The sequence below is a fragment of the Pseudomonas sediminis genome (assembly GCF_039555755.1).
GTDB classification, from domain to species: Bacteria; Pseudomonadota; Gammaproteobacteria; order Pseudomonadales; family Pseudomonadaceae; genus Aquipseudomonas; species Aquipseudomonas mendocina_D.
The window spans coordinates 780,715-796,192 of sequence record NZ_CP154631.1 but is presented as its reverse complement, the minus strand read 5'-3'; the positions used below and the strand labels follow the sequence as shown (position 1 = coordinate 796,192).

Here is a 15,478-nt window from a genome sequence, read left to right as displayed (position 1 = left end):
AAAAGGCCGATCACGTGATCGGCCTTTTTGTTGTCAGGCGGCGCGTTGCTCGTTGCAAGCAGCGCTCCGCTGGATGGAAATCCCCCAGGAGACGCCGCTCACTGCGCCTGATCGATGGCCTCCTGCAGGCGCTGGGTGTTCGCCGCGTTGGCCTGGTCAATCTGCTGCTTGAGCTGCTCCATTTGCTGCTGAGCCTGTTTGGCCTGCTCAGCCTGGAGTGTCGCCGTGGCGGCCGTCTCACCGACGCCGCAGCCGCCCAGGGCGAGTAACAGGGAAAGGGTGCAGCAATGGCGCAGGCGCATCATGGAGTCCTCGGGCAAGCTCGTGCGATGAACAATAGATTGGCGCATTTCTGTCGATTTGTGTGTGCCGACTGCCGCAAACCGAGAGCGCTGACTCGAGCTCGCCACGCGGCTCATCGCATACGTCTATCCCCGCCCTCTGGTAAAACAGCCGGCAGTAGAAAGGGAGATGCGCGATGACCGAGCCATTCATGCTGGATCTACACACCTACCTCGGGCGCCTGGGGTGCTCGTCGGCGCCGCCGCCGAACCTCGACACTCTGCGTGAGCTGCAGGCGCGACACACTGCCGAATTCCCCTTCGAAACCCTGGCCAGCATGCTGCGCGTGCCGGTGGAGGTCGAACCCGCCGCGATTCAGGACAAGCTGCTACGCCAGGGCCGTGGCGGTTACTGCTTCGAGCTCAACCGCCTGTACCTGCTGCTGTTGCAGGCGCTGGGCTTCGACGCGCGTGGGCTGACCGGCCGTGTAGTGATGGGCGGGCCGGAAGACGCCCTGCCGGCACGCACCCATATGCTGGTGCTGGTGACCATCGATGGCGTGCGCTACATCAGCGACGTCGGCTTCGGCGGTATGGTGCCGACGGGCCCACTGCTACTCGATAGCGAGGCTGAGCAGGCCACACCGCATGAGCCCTATCGCCTGACGCTGGTGGACGACACCTACACCCTGCGCGCATTGGTCGCCGGCAGCTGGCGGGCGATGTATGTGTTCGATCTGCAGCAGGTGGCGGATATCGATTACGTGGTGGGAAATTGGTACGTGTGCACCCACCCGGATTCGCCTTTCCTCGGCCAGATGATCGCCGCCCGCACCGGGCCAGGCCTGCGCAAGACGCTTAACAATGGCAGCTTCGCCATTCACCGCCTGGGGCAGGCGAGTGAGCGGGTCCAGTTGCAGAGTGTCGATGAGGTGCTCAGGGTGTTGCGCGAGGAGTTTGGGATTCGGGGGCCGGAGCATCCTGAGGGGCGGGAGATCATCGAGCGGTTGATTGTGGGGGCGTGAATGTAAGGCCGCTGGTATCGCCACGTTCTTGTAGGAGGGGCTTTAGCTGCGAAGCGATATTAGCCATCACTCGATATTGCAGGTAGCGATTAGCAAGTGGGGATCTAGGTGCTTGCAAGTGATGCTGGTAAGCAGGAGGAGATTGCTCGAACTGCGCGGAGGACTCCTATGGCGGGCCGTCCGGTAATACTGGTAGGCCCGTTTCGCGAGTAGTGGCTGAGCGTATGCCGTTACTGCTCGCCCTTCATCGCGGCGCTGAGGCCGAACATTAGCACCAGCAGGTTGGCGTCCGGGTTGGCTGCGGGTTGTACCTGCTTGCGCAAAGGCGCGGTTGGACAGGGTTCCACAGCGGTGCAGGCTTGCGCTTCCAGTACGCGTGGGCCGGGCTCCTGCCAGGCTGCGGCGGCGATTGCCGTTACGCTGAGTGCGAGGCCAAGGAAAAAACCTCGTGCTATTTCTAATTTCATTTTGCTAACCCCTTGAAAGCACTGCCAAACGCTGTTCGCTAAACCTAGATCACCCATTGCCTCGTCGTCGTCTCATGCGACGAACGGTCTTAGCGTGTAGCTGGCATCAGCCGGGGCTGTGCTGGGACTCGGGCCTGGTCGGTTGGTTCAACAATGGTGCAGGTAACGTCTTAACGTAACCTTAGGTGCCGGTCACGGCGCTGTGTAACAGCCGGCCTTGGCAGGTGCAGTCGCCTGCAGCCTTTCTCGTTACCTGGCGAAAAGGTGCGAGGTAGAGCCACTTCCTGGTGGGGGTAATGCGGATGGAGCGAGGTGTTGCGGATAAAGCACTGCCGGCACTGGGCCGGCAGTCGTTTGCTCAGGCAATAGCTGTGCCGAGACCTTTGGCGCCATCGGCGAATATCTGGCGATAGCCCTGCAATAGTTGTTGCCAGTCGGCGTCGCACCAGGGGCTATGGCGTCGTAGTTGCGGCAGGTCGTGCTGAGCGGCCTGGAGGCGGGTCAGGCGGCGACGGCTTTTTTCCAGATCGAGCAGGGCCACCTGCGGCGTTTCGCCGTCGATGCGCACGAAGATGTGTTTGGCATAGAGGCAGCCATGCTGCCAGCGCCCCAGGTGCATACGTGCCAGCGTCGCACCAACCAGTTGCAGCAACTGGGTATGCATCGCCTCGCCGCACGCTTCACGGCCGCCTTGGGCATACCAGAGCTCGATGTTCTCGAAGCCTTCCAGCGCCTCTGTCACCAGCAGGCCGCGCCAGCCTTGCTGCTGGTCATAATCGATACCGCAATAGATCATCCGCGGCACCATCACGCCCAGAGAGGGCAGGGCCTGCAGGGCTTTGCGTTCGCGCAGGACGGTGGGGCGCCCCTGCGGGTGCAGCAGGCTGCGGTAGATATGGCCGATCTGTTTCTTGGCGTAGAGCACGCCGGTTTCATCCAGCAGACGCTGCACACCACTTTCGCCGCCGCGACGAACGTTGGGCTCTTCGACCCAATCACCTTGCTGTTGCCACCAGTGTTGGAATGCCTGCTGAGGGATTTCGCTCGTGCTGCAAAGGGCCATGTCTTTCTTCTTCTATTGGAGGTTTGCGCAGTGCTCGTCTCGTGAACGCGTACTGCGTTGTTCAGGCTTGTAACAAAACATAAGCAAACAACGTTCCCGAGTCCACAGGAAATGTCTGTGAACTTCCGATCGGTCTGACTGCTTCGCGGGCAATAAAAAACCCCGCGACGGGCGCGGGGTTCTTGGTACTGCGTGGGAGCCGGTCGGCTTACATCATACCGCCCATACCACCCATACCGCCCATGCCACCCATATCAGGCATGGCCGGAGCCTTGTCGTCAGCCGCTTCGGCAACCATGGCCTCGGTGGTGATCATCAGGCCGCCGATGGAAGCAGCAGCTTGCAGGGCCGAACGGGTGACCTTGGCCGGATCGAGAATACCCATCTCGATCATGTCGCCGTAGGTGTCGGTCGCGGCGTTGAAGCCGAAGTTGCCCGAACCCTGCTTGACCTTGTCGACCACTACGCTCGGCTCGCCGCCGGCGTTGGCAACGATCTGACGCAGCGGCGCTTCAACAGCGCGACGCAGCAGAGCGATACCGACGTTCTGGTCTTCGTTGTCGCCTTTCAGGCCGTCGATGGCCTGCAGGGCACGTACCAGGGCTACACCGCCGCCAGGTACCACGCCTTCTTCGACGGCTGCGCGGGTAGCGTGCAGGGCGTCTTCAACGCGGGCTTTCTTCTCTTTCATCTCGACTTCGGTGGCAGCGCCAACCTTGATCACGGCAACACCGCCAGCCAGCTTGGCCAGACGCTCTTGCAGCTTCTCTTTGTCGTAGTCGGAAGAGGTTTCTTCGACCTGCTTGCGGATCTGTGCAACGCGGGCTTCGATGTCGACCTGGGCACCAGCACCATCGATGATGGTGGTGTTGTCCTTGTTCAGCACGACGCGCTTGGCGTTACCCAGGTGCTCCAGAGTGGCGCTTTCCAGGGACAGGCCAACTTCTTCGGAGATGACGGTACCGCCGGTCAGGATGGCGATGTCCTGCAGCATGGCCTTGCGGCGGTCGCCGAAGCCCGGAGCCTTGACGGCTGCTACTTTGACGATGCCACGCATGTTGTTGACGACCAGGGTAGCCAGCGCTTCGCCTTCGACGTCTTCAGCCACGATCAGCAGCGGACGGCCAGCCTTGGCAACGGCTTCCAGAACCGGCAGCAGTTCGCGGATGTTGGAGATCTTCTTGTCGACCAGCAGCAGCAGCGGGCCTTCCAGCTCGGCAACCATGGTGTCCGGCTTGTTGATGAAGTACGGCGACAGGTAGCCGCGGTCGAACTGCATGCCTTCTACGACGGACAGTTCGTTTTCCAGGCCCGAGCCTTCTTCAACGGTGATGACGCCTTCTTTACCGACCTTGTCCATGGCTTCGGCGATGATGTCACCGATGGAGCTGTCGGAGTTGGCGGAGATGGTACCTACCTGGGCGATGGCCTTGGAGTCAGCGCACGGCTTGGCCAGGTCTTTCAGCTGAGCAACGATGGCGGTGGTTGCCTTGTCGATGCCGCGCTTCAGGTCCATCGGGTTCATGCCGGCAGCGACGGACTTCAGGCCTTCGTTGACGATGGCTTGAGCCAGAACGGTAGCGGTGGTGGTGCCGTCACCGGCTGCATCGTTGGCCTTGGACGCTACGTCCTTGACCAGCTGGGCGCCCATGTTTTCGAAGGCGTCTTTCAGTTCGATTTCCTTGGCAACCGACACACCGTCTTTGGTGATGGTCGGGGCGCCGAAGGATTTGGCCAGCACCACGTTACGGCCTTTCGGGCCGAGGGTGGCTTTGACGGCGTCGGCCAGTACGTTGACGCCAACGAGCATTTTCTTGCGGGCGGAATCGCCAAACTTGACTTCTTTAGCAGCCATTTTGATCAGTCCTCAAATTCTTGAAGGTTAAACGGAGATTTGTGGGAATCAGGCTTCGATGACAGCGAGGATTTCGTTCTCGCCCATTACCAGCAGGTCTTCGCCGTCGACCTTGACGGTGTTGCTGCCGGAGTAAGGGCCGAATACCACTTTGTCACCGACCTTGACGGCCAGCGGACGGACTTCGCCGTTATCCAGAACCTTACCGGTACCGACGGCAACGACTTCACCCTGGTTCGGCTTCTCGGCGGCCGAACCCGGCAGCACGATGCCGCCTGCGGTTTTGGTCTCTTCTTCGCTGCGACGGATCACGACGCGGTCATGCAGAGGACGAAGCTTCATTGTCGATCTCTCCTAACAATTGATGGCCAACTTGCCGACTCTTGAGTGGTCGGCGGGTTTGTAAAATCCGGCTAGGCCGGGTGCGGCACGCTGGGCGCACCGCGAAAGTTGGACTGCCTCAGAGGGCAGGCACCTTGCGGTGACTGCTACATGTGGGCGGGCAAGGGCATTTCAAGGGGCGGGGGTGAAATTTTTTGCGCTGCAGGGAGGGGCGAACGTGTGTAGGAGCCGGCTTGCCGGCGATCAGCCAGAGAGGGATCGCCGGCAAGCCGGCTCCTGCAGAACTGTAGGGATCAGTCGCGGCGCTCGTACTCGCCTTCGAGCACGTTGGGGCGAGTCTGTCCGGAGCGGGCGGCCTGGTCATCGAAGAAGGCGCGCTGACGCAGGGCCTGCTCCTCGGCACGGCGGCGAATCTTGCCAACCAAAAGGCGGCGGGTGAACGGAATCAGGCAGAGCACGCCGAAGATGTCGCTGATGAAGCCCGGCAACAGCAGCAGGCCACCGCCGACGGCGATCAGCAGGCCTTCGAGCATTTCCTGCTCGGGCAGCTCGCCACGCGAGAGTTTTTCACGGGCGCGCCAGGCAGTGGCGACTCCGGCGACGCGCAGCAGCACGCTGCCGAGAATCGCGGTGCCGATGATCAGCAGCAGGGTGGGCAGCACGCCAATCGCGCTGCCGACCTTGATCAGCAGGGCCAGCTCGATGATCGGGAACAGCAGGAAGAGAAACAAAAAGGCGCGCATTTCAGTGGGTCCTTGGCGGAAGTGGGCTTCCAGTAGGAGTTAAGTATGGGGTGATGGCCTGAATTCAAGCTGAAGGCGCACCACTGGTCGGCCAGCTCTCGGCGCGAGCCAGTGTTACCAGGGCTTCGCGTACTTGCCCCGGGTTGTTGCAGGATGTTGGAAAGGCCAGCCAGTAGAGGCTCTGGCCGATGCGCAGGTGGAAGCCTTCGGTGTCGACGCCGGCCATTTGCGCCGGTTCGTGTTGCGGCAGGCCGGCCAGTTCGACGTAATGTGCAATGGCCTTGGCATGGTCTTCGTTCATGTGCTCGACCATGCTCGCTTCGCTGCCGTCCGTCGCAAAGGGGTTGTCCAGGTTTACCTGGTCGAGCCAGTGAATGGCCCCGAAGCCGCCGATGAAGCGCCAGCGCACCGGTTCCAGCCGCCAGAAATCGAAATCATGCGCCCGGTGGTAGTCGCGCGACTGGGGGAAAAAGCGGTAATAACGCTGTGCGGCCGCTTCGATTTCGCTCTCGTCATGCAACTGTCGTGCTTCGGCGAGCAAAGTGAGGCGGCCGACCGCCTGCACATCCTCTGCGCCACGTTCGCCGACCAATAGCGAACATTTGGCGTCCTGCCCGAGATTATGGGTGTGCTGGGCGATACGGCTGATCAGGATCAGCGGCCGGCCCTCGGCGTCCAGGCAGTAGGGCACCACCGATCCAAAAGGGAAACCCGGCATGGCCCTGGAGTGGGTGCTGAGCACGCCACGGTATTCCTTGAGCAGCAATTCTCGTGCATGCTTGCCGGCTTTCACGCTCACCTTATGACTCCTCGCAAAGAATCCGTCAGAAACGGACAGACGCCCTAGCATAGCGGTTAGCGGGCATCAGCGGGGTCGGTAAATGCTGCACCTTGAGGGGATAAAGCGATGCAACTGAAAGACAAAGTCATCATCATCACTGGCGGTTGCCAGGGACTGGGCCGCGCCATGGGTGAGTACCTGGCGGCCAAGGGCGCCAAGCTGGCGCTGGTCGATCTGAACGCGGAAAAACTCGACGAAGCCGTGGCCGCTTGCAAGGCTGCCGGCGGTGACGCCCGTGCCTATCTGTGCAACGTCGCCGATGAAGAGCAGGTGACCCATATGGTCGCCCAGGTTGCCGATGACTTCGGCGCAATTAATGGCCTGGTCAACAATGCTGGCATCCTGCGTGATGGCCTGACCATCCGTGTGAAGGATGGTGAAATGACCAAGATGAGTCTGGCGCAGTGGCAGGCGGTGATCGATGTCAACCTGACCGGCGTGTTCCTCTGCACTCGCGAAGTAGCGGCGAAGATGATCGAGCTGAAGAACGAGGGTGCGATCGTCAACATCTCCTCCATTTCCCGCGCGGGCAACATGGGCCAGGCCAACTACTCCGCTGCCAAGGCGGGTGTCGCTGCCGACACCGTGGTCTGGGCCAAGGAGCTGGCGCGTTATGGCATTCGCGTCGCAGGCGTAGCGCCGGGCTTCATCGAGACCGAGATGACCGGCAGCATGAAGCCGGAAGCCCTGGAGAAGATGACCTCGGGTATTCCGCTCAAGCGCATGGGCAAGCCGGCCGAGATCGCCCACTCGGTGGCCTACATTCTGGAAAACGACTACTACACCGGTCGTATTCTGGAGCTGGACGGCGGCCTGCGTCTGTAACAGGCTGTTGAAAAACTACCTGCGTTGCCATTGCTGCGTTAAAAACAGGCTCAAAATGCTCATTTACAACCCGTAAACTGCGCTTTTTCGCCTGTTTTTGCCTTGCACTGGCTGCCTCGCCTACGTTTTTCAACGGCCTGCTAATCCGCCAGGCCTGAACGAAAAACGCCCCGACTGGTTCGGGGCGTTTTCGTTTCTGTCAGCTGGTGCGCACGGCCTAGGCGGCCCCGCGACACCCTACGGGCATGATGCGCGCGACTTTACGTAGGGTGCGGCGTGCGCACCGCTGGTCTTAATGCGTACGAGCGACGGCGAAACGGCTCAACTCGATCAGTGCATCGCGATATTCGCCGGCCGGCAGCACTTCCAGGCAGGCAATGGCGCGTTCGGCGTAGTCGCGAGCGAGTTGTGCGGTGTACTCCAGGGCGCCGGCTGCATCCACGGCGGCGCGGATGCTTTCCAGGTCTTCGATGCCGCCTTTCTGAATCGCGCGGCGTACCAGAGCAGCCTGTTCTTCGGTACCTTCGCGCATGGTGTAGATCAGTGGCAGGGTCGGCTTACCCTCGGCGAGATCGTCACCGACGTTCTTGCCCAGTTCGGCTGCATCGCCCTTGTAGTCGAGCAGGTCGTCGACCAACTGGAAGGCGATACCCAGATGGTCGCCGAAGGTACGCAGGGCTTCGCGCTGGGCCTCGTTGGCTTCGGCCAGGGCGGCAGCGGCGTGAGTCGAAGCCTCGAACAGCATCGCGGTCTTGCCGCGGATGACTTCCATATAGGTCTCTTCGGTGGTGCTGGCGTCGCGCACCTTGGACAGCTGCAGCACTTCACCTTCGGCGATCACTCGGGTGGCGTGGGAGAGAATCTTCATCACCGGCATGGAGCCGAGCTCGACCATCATTTCGAACGAGCGTGAATAAAGGAAGTCGCCCACCAGTACGCTTGGTGCGTTACCCCACTGCGCATTGGCGGTGCTGCGGCCACGGCGCATGTCGGACATGTCGACCACGTCGTCATGCAGCAGGGTGGCGGTGTGCAGGAATTCGATGGTGGCGGCCAGCAGGCGCAGATCGTCTGCCTGGTAACCCAGGGCGCGACCGCTGAGAAGTACCAGCAATGGGCGCAGGCGCTTGCCACCAGCGGAGATGATATAGTCGCCGATCTTTTCCACCAGCGGCACGCGGGAAACCACCTGTTGGCGAATGATGCCATCGACGGCGGTGAAATCGTCCGCTACCACGCGGTAGAAAGCCTGGGGTTGCATCGGCGACTGGTGCTCCTTTGAGGTTGCGCGGCATGCTAGGTGGCGGGGTAGGGGCTGTCAAGGTAAGCACGGGCGCCCCTTGCGAAGCGTTCGGCGCTTGCGTACAATCGCGCACCCTGAACTTTCCCCCTGGGTATTTCCCTGCCTTACGCAATTGCAAGGGTGTCACTTCCGGCCCCAAGCAGCCATGCCAGCCAATAACGACTTTTCTAAAGCGCTGGGTGAGCAGGATCAACGGAGATTTACCATGTACGCAGTAATTGTTACTGGTGGCAAGCAATACAAAGTCACCGAAGGCGAATTCCTCAAGATCGAGAAACTCGAAGTCGCCACCGGCGAAGCCGTGACTTTCGATCGCGTTCTGCTGATCGGCAATGGCGACGACGTTCAGATCGGCGCTCCGGTCGTAGACGGCGCTAAAGTGGTTGCCGAAGTCGTGTCGCAAGGCCGTCACGATAAAGTGCGCATCATCAAGTTCCGCCGTCGTAAGCACCACATGAAGCGTCAGGGCCACCGTCAGTGGTTCACTGAGATCAAAATCACCGGTATCCAGGCCTGATTCGTCGGCCCCGATCCTTTATAGGAGTATTGACTCATGGCACACAAAAAAGCTGGCGGTTCTACCCGTAACGGCCGCGATTCCGAAAGTAAACGCCTTGGCGTGAAAATGTACGGTGGTCAGGTCATCAAGGCCGGCAACATCATCGTTCGTCAGCGCGGCACCGAGTTCCATGCCGGTTTCGGCGTGGGCATGGGCAAAGACCACACCCTCTTCGCTAAAGTCGAAGGCGTGGTCAAGTTCGAAGTGAAGGGCGCTTTCGGCCGTCGCTACGTGAGCGTCGTTCAGGCCTAATCGCCTACGCGCTGGAAAAGCCCTGTCCGTAGGACGGGGCTTTTTTGTTTCTGTATCCTTGGGTTCTTGCCCGATCACCCATAACGCCACGCTGTTTGCGTGGGGTCATCCGGCAAGGGCCTTTACGTTGTTCTGTTGACCCGCAGCGCTTGCGGGAGGCGTATTCATGAAATTTGTCGACGAAGTTTCGATTTTTGTAAAAGCCGGTGACGGCGGTAACGGCATGATGGCCTTCCGTCGCGAGAAATTCATCGAGAAGGGCGGCCCCAACGGCGGCGATGGTGGCGACGGCGGCTCAGTATTCCTCGAGGCCGATGCCAACCTCAACACCCTGATCGATTACCGCTATACGCGCAAATTCAATGCGCAGAATGGCGAGAAGGGCGGCAGCACCGATTGCACCGGGGCCAAGGGCGAGGATCTGATCCTGCCGGTGCCGGTCGGCACCACGGTGATCGACGTGGCCACCCAGGAAGTGATTGGTGACCTAGTCAAAGCCGGTCAACGCCTGATGGTTGCCCAAGGCGGCTGGCACGGCCTGGGCAACACCCGCTTCAAGTCCAGCACCAACCGTGCGCCGCGCCAGACCACGCCAGGCAAGCCGGGCGAGTCGCGTGATCTCAAGCTGGAGCTGAAAGTGCTGGCCGATGTCGGTCTGCTCGGTCTGCCCAATGCCGGCAAGAGCACCTTCATTCGCGCGGTGTCCGCCGCCAAGCCGAAGGTCGCCGACTACCCCTTCACCACCCTGGTGCCGAACCTGGGTGTGGTCAGCGTCGATCGCTTCAAGAGCTTCGTCGTCGCCGACATTCCGGGGCTGATCGAAGGCGCTTCGGACGGCGCCGGTCTGGGTATTCGCTTCCTCAAGCACCTGGCGCGTACCCGCCTGTTGCTGCACCTGGTGGACATGGCGCCGCTGGACGAGAGCGATCCGGCCGAGGCTGCGCAGGTGATTATCGACGAGCTGGGGCGCTTCAGTCCGGCGCTGGCCGAGCGTGATCGCTGGCTGGTGCTGAACAAGATGGACCAGGTGCCCGAAGACGAGCGCGAGGCGCGCAAGGCCGATATCGTTGCCCGCCTGAACTGGCAGGGGCCGGTTTATGTGGTCTCGGCCATCAGCCGCGACGGCACCGAGCGCATCAGTCGCGACATCATGCATTACCTGGAAGTGCGTGCCGAGCGCATCGCCGAAGACCCGGTATTCGCCGAAGAGCTGGCCGAGCTGGATCAGCGCATCGAAGACGAGGCGCGTGCCCGTCTGCAGGCGCTGGACGATCAGCGCGCGCTGCGTAAATCCGGTGTGCGCAGTGTCGACGATATCGACGAGGACGATGACTTCCTCGACGAAGAAGACGACGATGGCCCGGAAATCATTTACGTCCGGGATTAAGCAAATTTCCAACGCCGCTTAATTGCGGCGTTTTTGTAGGTGGGGTGGACCCCATCATTTTCTGGCTAAGGTTGGAAGATCATGCGTGACAAGGTGACCGGCGCGCGGCGCTGGGTGGTGAAGATCGGCAGTGCGCTGCTGACCGCTGACGGGCGTGGCCTGGATCGTGCGGCCATGGCGGTGTGGGTCAAGCAGATGGTCGCGCTGCGTGAGCAGGGCGTGGAACTGGTGCTGGTGTCCTCCGGCGCTGTGGCGGCCGGTATGAGCCGCCTGGGCTGGACCAGCCGACCTAGTGCGATGCACGAGCTGCAGGCTGCCGCCGCGATCGGTCAAATGGTGCTGGTGCAGGCCTGGGAATCCAGTTTTGCCGAGCACGGCCGCCGTACTGCGCAGATTCTCCTGACGCACGATGATCTGTCCGACCGCAAACGCTACCTGAACGCGCGCAGCACCTTGCGCACGCTGGTCGATCTCGACGTGGTGCCGGTGATCAACGAGAACGACACGGTGGTCACTGACGAGATTCGCTTTGGTGACAACGACACCCTGGCTGCGTTGGTGGCCAATCTGGTCGAAGCCGATCTGCTGGTTATCCTCACCGATCGCGACGGTATGTTTGATGCCGACCCGCGGCACAATCCCGATGCCAAGCTGATTCACGAGGCCCGTGCGGATGATCCGGCGCTGGATGCAGTGGCTGGTGGTGTCGGTGGCGCACTGGGTCGTGGTGGCATGCAGACCAAGCTGCGTGCATCGCGTCTGGCTGCGCGCTCTGGCGCGCATACCGTTATCGTCGGCGGCGCCATCGAGCAGGTGCTGGCCCGCCTCAAAGGCGGCGAGCGCCTGGGTACGTTGTTGGCCCCCGAGCGTGGCCTGCTGGCGGCCCGCAAGCAATGGCTGGCCGGTCACCTGCAAACGCGCGGAACCCTGGTGCTGGACGCCGGTGCGGTGAAGGCGCTGAGCCAGGATCGCAAGAGCTTGCTGCCGGTGGGCGTGAAGGCGGTGCAGGGCAGTTTCCGCCGCGGCGAGATGGTGGTCTGCGTATCGCCTGACGGCCGCGAGATTGCCCGTGGCCTGGTCAACTACAGCGCGCTGGAGGCGCAGAAGATCATCGGCCAGCCGTCCGATGCCATCGAGAAGCTGCTGGGCTATGTCGATGAGCCGGAGTTGGTGCACCGGGATAATCTCATCCTGGTTTGAGAACCTGTACACGATCTGCTGCGCGTCGGCCCTACTGCGTTAAAAACAGGCTCGGAATGCTCATGTACAGAAGTACACTGCGCTTCCTCGCCTGTTTTTGCCTTGTATGGCTCTAGCTCGCGAGATCGTGAACAGGTTCTAGGAGAGAAAGATGCGTCTATTCAAGGGATGTGTGCTGAGCCTGCTGGTGCTACCTGGCCTGGCAATGGCCGAAACCATCGGTGAGGTGTCGACGGTATTCAAATGGGTAGGGCCGAACGACAAGATCGTCGTCGAAGCTTTCGATGACCCCAAGGTCGACGGTGTGACCTGCTACTTGTCGCGCGCCAAGACAGGCGGCGTGAAGGGTGGCTTGGGCCTGGCCGAGGATCGCGCCGAGGCCTCCATTGCCTGCCGCCAGGTCGGCCCCATTGCCTTCAAGGGCAAGCTCAAGGACGGCGAAGAGGTGTTCAAGGAGCGCACCTCGCTGGTGTTCAAGACCATGCAGGTGGTGCGTTTCTTCGACGCCAAGCGCAACACGCTGGTGTATCTGGTCTACAGCGACCGGGTGATCGAGGGCAGCCCGCAGAATGCGGTGACGGCCATTCCGATCCTGCCCTGGGGTCAGCAATAACCTGAGCAACGCCCATAAAAAACCGCCCCGAAGGGCTAATGCCAGTCAGTTAAGCACTACAGCTTGACCTTCTGCGCGCTGAAACGAAAATCCGATGCTTGTTTTGAGCATCGGATTTTTTATGCGACTTTCCCGCGCCTTGGCACTGCCTCACGAAGCGGCTTCTGCCACCCACTCCCTTGACGAGCTGGGGCGCTGCTTGATCCAGACCTAGTTAGCACCGCACTGGAAACGGCGGGAGTGGCGACCCTGCGTAAGCGACGCCTCCCTCTTGAAGCCATGATCTGGTGCGTGATCGCCATGGCGTTGTTTCGCCGGATGTCGGCCTGGGATGCCGCGAGCCGTATGGGCATCATGCTGCCTGGGCAGAAGCCATTGGTAGCACCCAGTGCAATCGTGCAAGGTCGCCAGCGTTTGGGCAGCGCTGCGGTGCGAGAGGTCTTTTCCCTGACTCAACAACGCTGGCATGCCAGCGCCAATCACCCCACTTGGGCCGGTTTGCGCCTGCTCAGTGTCGATGGCGTGGTCTGGCGCACACCGGATACGGCCGACAACCGCAAGCACTATGGCAGCGCCAGTAATCAGCATGGCGATACCGGCTTTCCCCAAGTTCGCATGGTCTGCCAGATGGAGCTGACCAGCCACATGCTGGTGAGTGGCTACCACAGCAACGAGATGAAACTGGCCGAACAACTGATCGACAGTACACCCGATCACTCGCTGACCTTGTTCGACCGTGGCTTCTATTCACTGGGGTTACTTTATCGCTGGCAACAGGCAGGCACTCAGCGCCATTGGTTACTGCCGCTGCGCAAGGATGTTCAATACGAGGTGCTGCGTAAGTTAGGGCGCCACGATGCCATCGTCTCACTAAAGACCTCGCCGCAGGCGCGTAAACAATGGCCCGACCTGCCAGACACGCTACAGGCTCGGTTATTAAGCAAGACCATCAAGGGCAAAGTGCGGCAGGTACTGACCTCAATGATCGATCCTCTGCGCTTCCCACCCGACGAAATCGTGGATCTGTACAGCCAGCGCTGGGAAATCGAACTGGGCTATCGAGAAATGAAGCAAGGCATGCTCGCGGGGCACTACACACTGCGTAGTAAAACACCGGAGATGATTGAACAAGAACTGTGGGGCGTACTACTGGGGTACAACCTGCTGCGTTATCAAATGCTGGAAATGAGCCGCTACTGCCCTGGCATCTACCCCTGCGAAATGAGTTTTACCGCTTGCACCTGGGCGATTCTGGGCTTCTTGAACGGGGTCTCTTTGAATCATCCAGGCAACATCCCTCGTTACCTGGCCGAACTACAGGTCTCGACCATGCACTACGTCCTACCTCGTCGTCGTGAGGATCGCAGTTATCCGCGAGCGGTCAAACCCAAGCCATCCAAGTATCCGACCAGAAATAAAAATGCCAGTCAGCTTAACTGACTGGCATTAGCCTGATGGATGCCGTTTTCGTTTGTAGCGCGGGGTTCTTACAGAGGCAGACCCGCCTTGATCCGATACTGGTTTCGCACCGGGTTGGCGTACTGCAGGATCAGGAACGGTTTTTCCTCGGCGCTGCAGGCGGCCAGGCGCTTGTTCCACTGCGCTTCGGCCTTGGCCAGTTCCGCGGCATCGAATACTTCGCTTGCTGCCGGCACGTTCAGCTCTGCCTCGCGGCCTTCCCACATTGCGTAGGCCAGGTAGTGCACAGGGAACAGGCGATACTGGCCGAGAATGTGACGATCCATCTCCTGGGCAAGCTGCTTGGTGTCTTCCAGGCCGGCGACAGGCGGACTGAAGTGCAGATGCACGCGCCCTTTGTAGCCGGTGATGCCCAGGGCGATGCTGGCGTCGTCTTCGCCCGGCGCCTTGGTATAGCTGCCCGTGGCGGCGCGCACGCAGAGTTCGCGGGCCTTGGCCAGGTCGCAGGGATCGTACTCGTAGCTGATCGACACCGGGATCAGGTTGAGCGAGTCGATGACCGCGGCGAACGGTTCGTCCTTGCGGCTCATATGGAACATCTTGAGGATGGCCGAATCGGTACGGTCGTCACCGTCCTTGGCGCGCCCTTCGGCCTGGGCGATCCAGATCGACTCGCCATCTTCGCGGATCGAGTGGTTGATATAGGCCGAGAGCAATTGATAAGCCGCCAGCTTCTCGCGTCGTCCGCTGATCGAGCGGTGCACGATGAAACTCTTGTTCAGGCGCATCAGGTCGCTGACGAAAGGGCGCTGCAACAGGTTGTCGCCGATGGCGATACGTGGCGTCTGCAGGCCTGCATGGTAGACGGCGTAGTTGACGAAGGCCGGGTCCATGACGATATCGCGGTGGTTGGCCAGGTACAGGTAAGGCTTGCCGGGCTGCAGGTGCTCCAGGCCGGAGTAGCTGATGCCATCACTGGCATGCTCGATGGTACGGTCGATGTAGGGCTCGATCTTTTCCTGCAGGCCAGCGACCGAGTCGATATCGGCGAACTCGCTGCGCAGGCGTGCGGCGATCAGCGGCTTGAGCAGCCAGCCCAATGGCCCGGCCAGGCGCGGAAAGCGGAAACGGGTGAGGGTACCGAGAAACGCCGGGTCGGCGAGCAGGCGCGCCAGTACGGGGCGCACTTCTGCATCGGCATAGGGTCGGATGGCATCGAATGCGCCCATCATGCTCTCTTGTTCTAGAACGGCTAAGGTTGGAATGGTGTCTGCTTAACAGGGTGAGCAGTAGACCGGCGATT

16 protein-coding genes and 1 pseudogene are annotated in these 15,478 nt (G+C 60.9%); 8 read left to right on the top strand and 9 right to left on the bottom strand.

Going from position 1 to position 15,478, the window contains the following annotated elements:
* Positions 1-98 precede the first annotated feature (98 nt).
* A complete protein-coding gene (locus AAEQ75_RS03825; RefSeq protein ID WP_273252756.1) occupies positions 99-305 on the bottom strand; it encodes a hypothetical protein in 207 nt (68 codons plus the stop codon).
* Positions 306-478: 173 nt separating this feature from the next.
* Here AAEQ75_RS03825 and AAEQ75_RS03820 point away from each other — a divergent pair, with 173 nt between their 5' ends.
* Positions 479-1,306 (top strand): arylamine N-acetyltransferase family protein, encoded by an 828-nt coding sequence (locus AAEQ75_RS03820; protein ID WP_343350916.1) that lies wholly within the window; start codon positions 479-481, stop codon positions 1,304-1,306.
* Positions 1,307-1,536: 230 nt separating this feature from the next.
* On the opposite strand, the gene AAEQ75_RS03815 is transcribed toward AAEQ75_RS03820, so the two are convergent.
* The 6 genes from AAEQ75_RS03815 to AAEQ75_RS03790 form a co-directional block, all read right to left on the bottom strand.
* A complete protein-coding gene (locus tag AAEQ75_RS03815) occupies positions 1,537-1,773 on the bottom strand; it encodes a hypothetical protein (protein ID WP_273252752.1) in 237 nt (78 codons plus the stop codon).
* Between the two features lie 358 nt (positions 1,774-2,131).
* A complete protein-coding gene (locus tag AAEQ75_RS03810; protein WP_273252750.1) occupies positions 2,132-2,836 on the bottom strand; it encodes a lipopolysaccharide kinase InaA family protein in 705 nt (234 codons plus the stop codon).
* A 208-nt stretch (positions 2,837-3,044) separates the two neighbouring features.
* Positions 3,045-4,691, bottom strand: coding sequence for a chaperonin GroEL (groL, locus tag AAEQ75_RS03805; RefSeq protein WP_099526159.1), 1,647 nt, complete (start codon positions 4,689-4,691; stop codon positions 3,045-3,047).
* Between the two features lie 48 nt (positions 4,692-4,739).
* The gene (locus AAEQ75_RS03800; RefSeq protein WP_013717065.1) at positions 4,740-5,033 is read right to left on the bottom strand and encodes a co-chaperone GroES; all 294 of its coding nucleotides are present in this window, start codon (positions 5,031-5,033) and stop codon (positions 4,740-4,742) included.
* A 293-nt stretch (positions 5,034-5,326) separates the two neighbouring features.
* A complete protein-coding gene (locus AAEQ75_RS03795; protein ID WP_036999047.1) occupies positions 5,327-5,776 on the bottom strand; it encodes an FxsA family protein in 450 nt (149 codons plus the stop codon).
* Positions 5,777-5,840: 64 nt separating this feature from the next.
* The gene (locus AAEQ75_RS03790) at positions 5,841-6,575 is read right to left on the bottom strand and encodes a HugZ family protein (protein WP_343350915.1); all 735 of its coding nucleotides are present in this window, start codon (positions 6,573-6,575) and stop codon (positions 5,841-5,843) included.
* Between the two features lie 108 nt (positions 6,576-6,683).
* Between AAEQ75_RS03790 and AAEQ75_RS03785 the strand changes: the two genes are divergently transcribed.
* A complete protein-coding gene (locus AAEQ75_RS03785; protein WP_125833870.1) occupies positions 6,684-7,442 on the top strand; it encodes an SDR family oxidoreductase in 759 nt (252 codons plus the stop codon).
* Between the two features lie 292 nt (positions 7,443-7,734).
* On the opposite strand, the gene AAEQ75_RS03780 is transcribed toward AAEQ75_RS03785, so the two are convergent.
* Positions 7,735-8,703, bottom strand: coding sequence for a polyprenyl synthetase family protein (locus AAEQ75_RS03780; RefSeq protein WP_099526156.1), 969 nt, complete (start codon positions 8,701-8,703; stop codon positions 7,735-7,737).
* Between the two features lie 247 nt (positions 8,704-8,950).
* Here AAEQ75_RS03780 and rplU point away from each other — a divergent pair, with 247 nt between their 5' ends.
* The 6 genes and pseudogenes from rplU (at position 8,951) to AAEQ75_RS03750 (ending at position 14,196) form a co-directional block, all read left to right on the top strand.
* Positions 8,951-9,262 carry a 50S ribosomal protein L21 gene (gene rplU, locus AAEQ75_RS03775; RefSeq protein WP_004424548.1) on the top strand — a complete coding sequence of 104 codons (312 nt, stop codon included), beginning with the start codon at positions 8,951-8,953 and terminating at the stop codon, positions 9,260-9,262.
* A 36-nt stretch (positions 9,263-9,298) separates the two neighbouring features.
* A complete protein-coding gene (gene rpmA, locus AAEQ75_RS03770) occupies positions 9,299-9,556 on the top strand; it encodes a 50S ribosomal protein L27 (protein ID WP_004424545.1) in 258 nt (85 codons plus the stop codon).
* Positions 9,557-9,722: 166 nt separating this feature from the next.
* Positions 9,723-10,943, top strand: a complete 1,221-nt coding sequence (cgtA, locus tag AAEQ75_RS03765) for an Obg family GTPase CgtA (protein ID WP_106733579.1) — start codon at positions 9,723-9,725, stop codon at positions 10,941-10,943.
* Between the two features lie 81 nt (positions 10,944-11,024).
* Positions 11,025-12,143 (top strand): glutamate 5-kinase, encoded by a 1,119-nt coding sequence (gene proB, locus AAEQ75_RS03760; protein WP_099526154.1) that lies wholly within the window; start codon positions 11,025-11,027, stop codon positions 12,141-12,143.
* 151 nt (positions 12,144-12,294) lie between these two features.
* Complete coding sequence (locus tag AAEQ75_RS03755) at positions 12,295-12,756, top strand: CreA family protein (RefSeq protein WP_343350914.1); 462 nt, start codon at positions 12,295-12,297, stop codon at positions 12,754-12,756.
* 121 nt (positions 12,757-12,877) lie between these two features.
* Positions 12,878-14,196, top strand: a pseudogene (locus AAEQ75_RS03750) (IS4 family transposase).
* 47 nt (positions 14,197-14,243) lie between these two features.
* On the opposite strand, the gene AAEQ75_RS03745 reads toward AAEQ75_RS03750, so the two are convergent.
* A complete protein-coding gene (locus AAEQ75_RS03745) occupies positions 14,244-15,407 on the bottom strand; it encodes a 1-acyl-sn-glycerol-3-phosphate acyltransferase (protein ID WP_343350913.1) in 1,164 nt (387 codons plus the stop codon).
* Positions 15,408-15,478 lie beyond the last annotated feature (71 nt).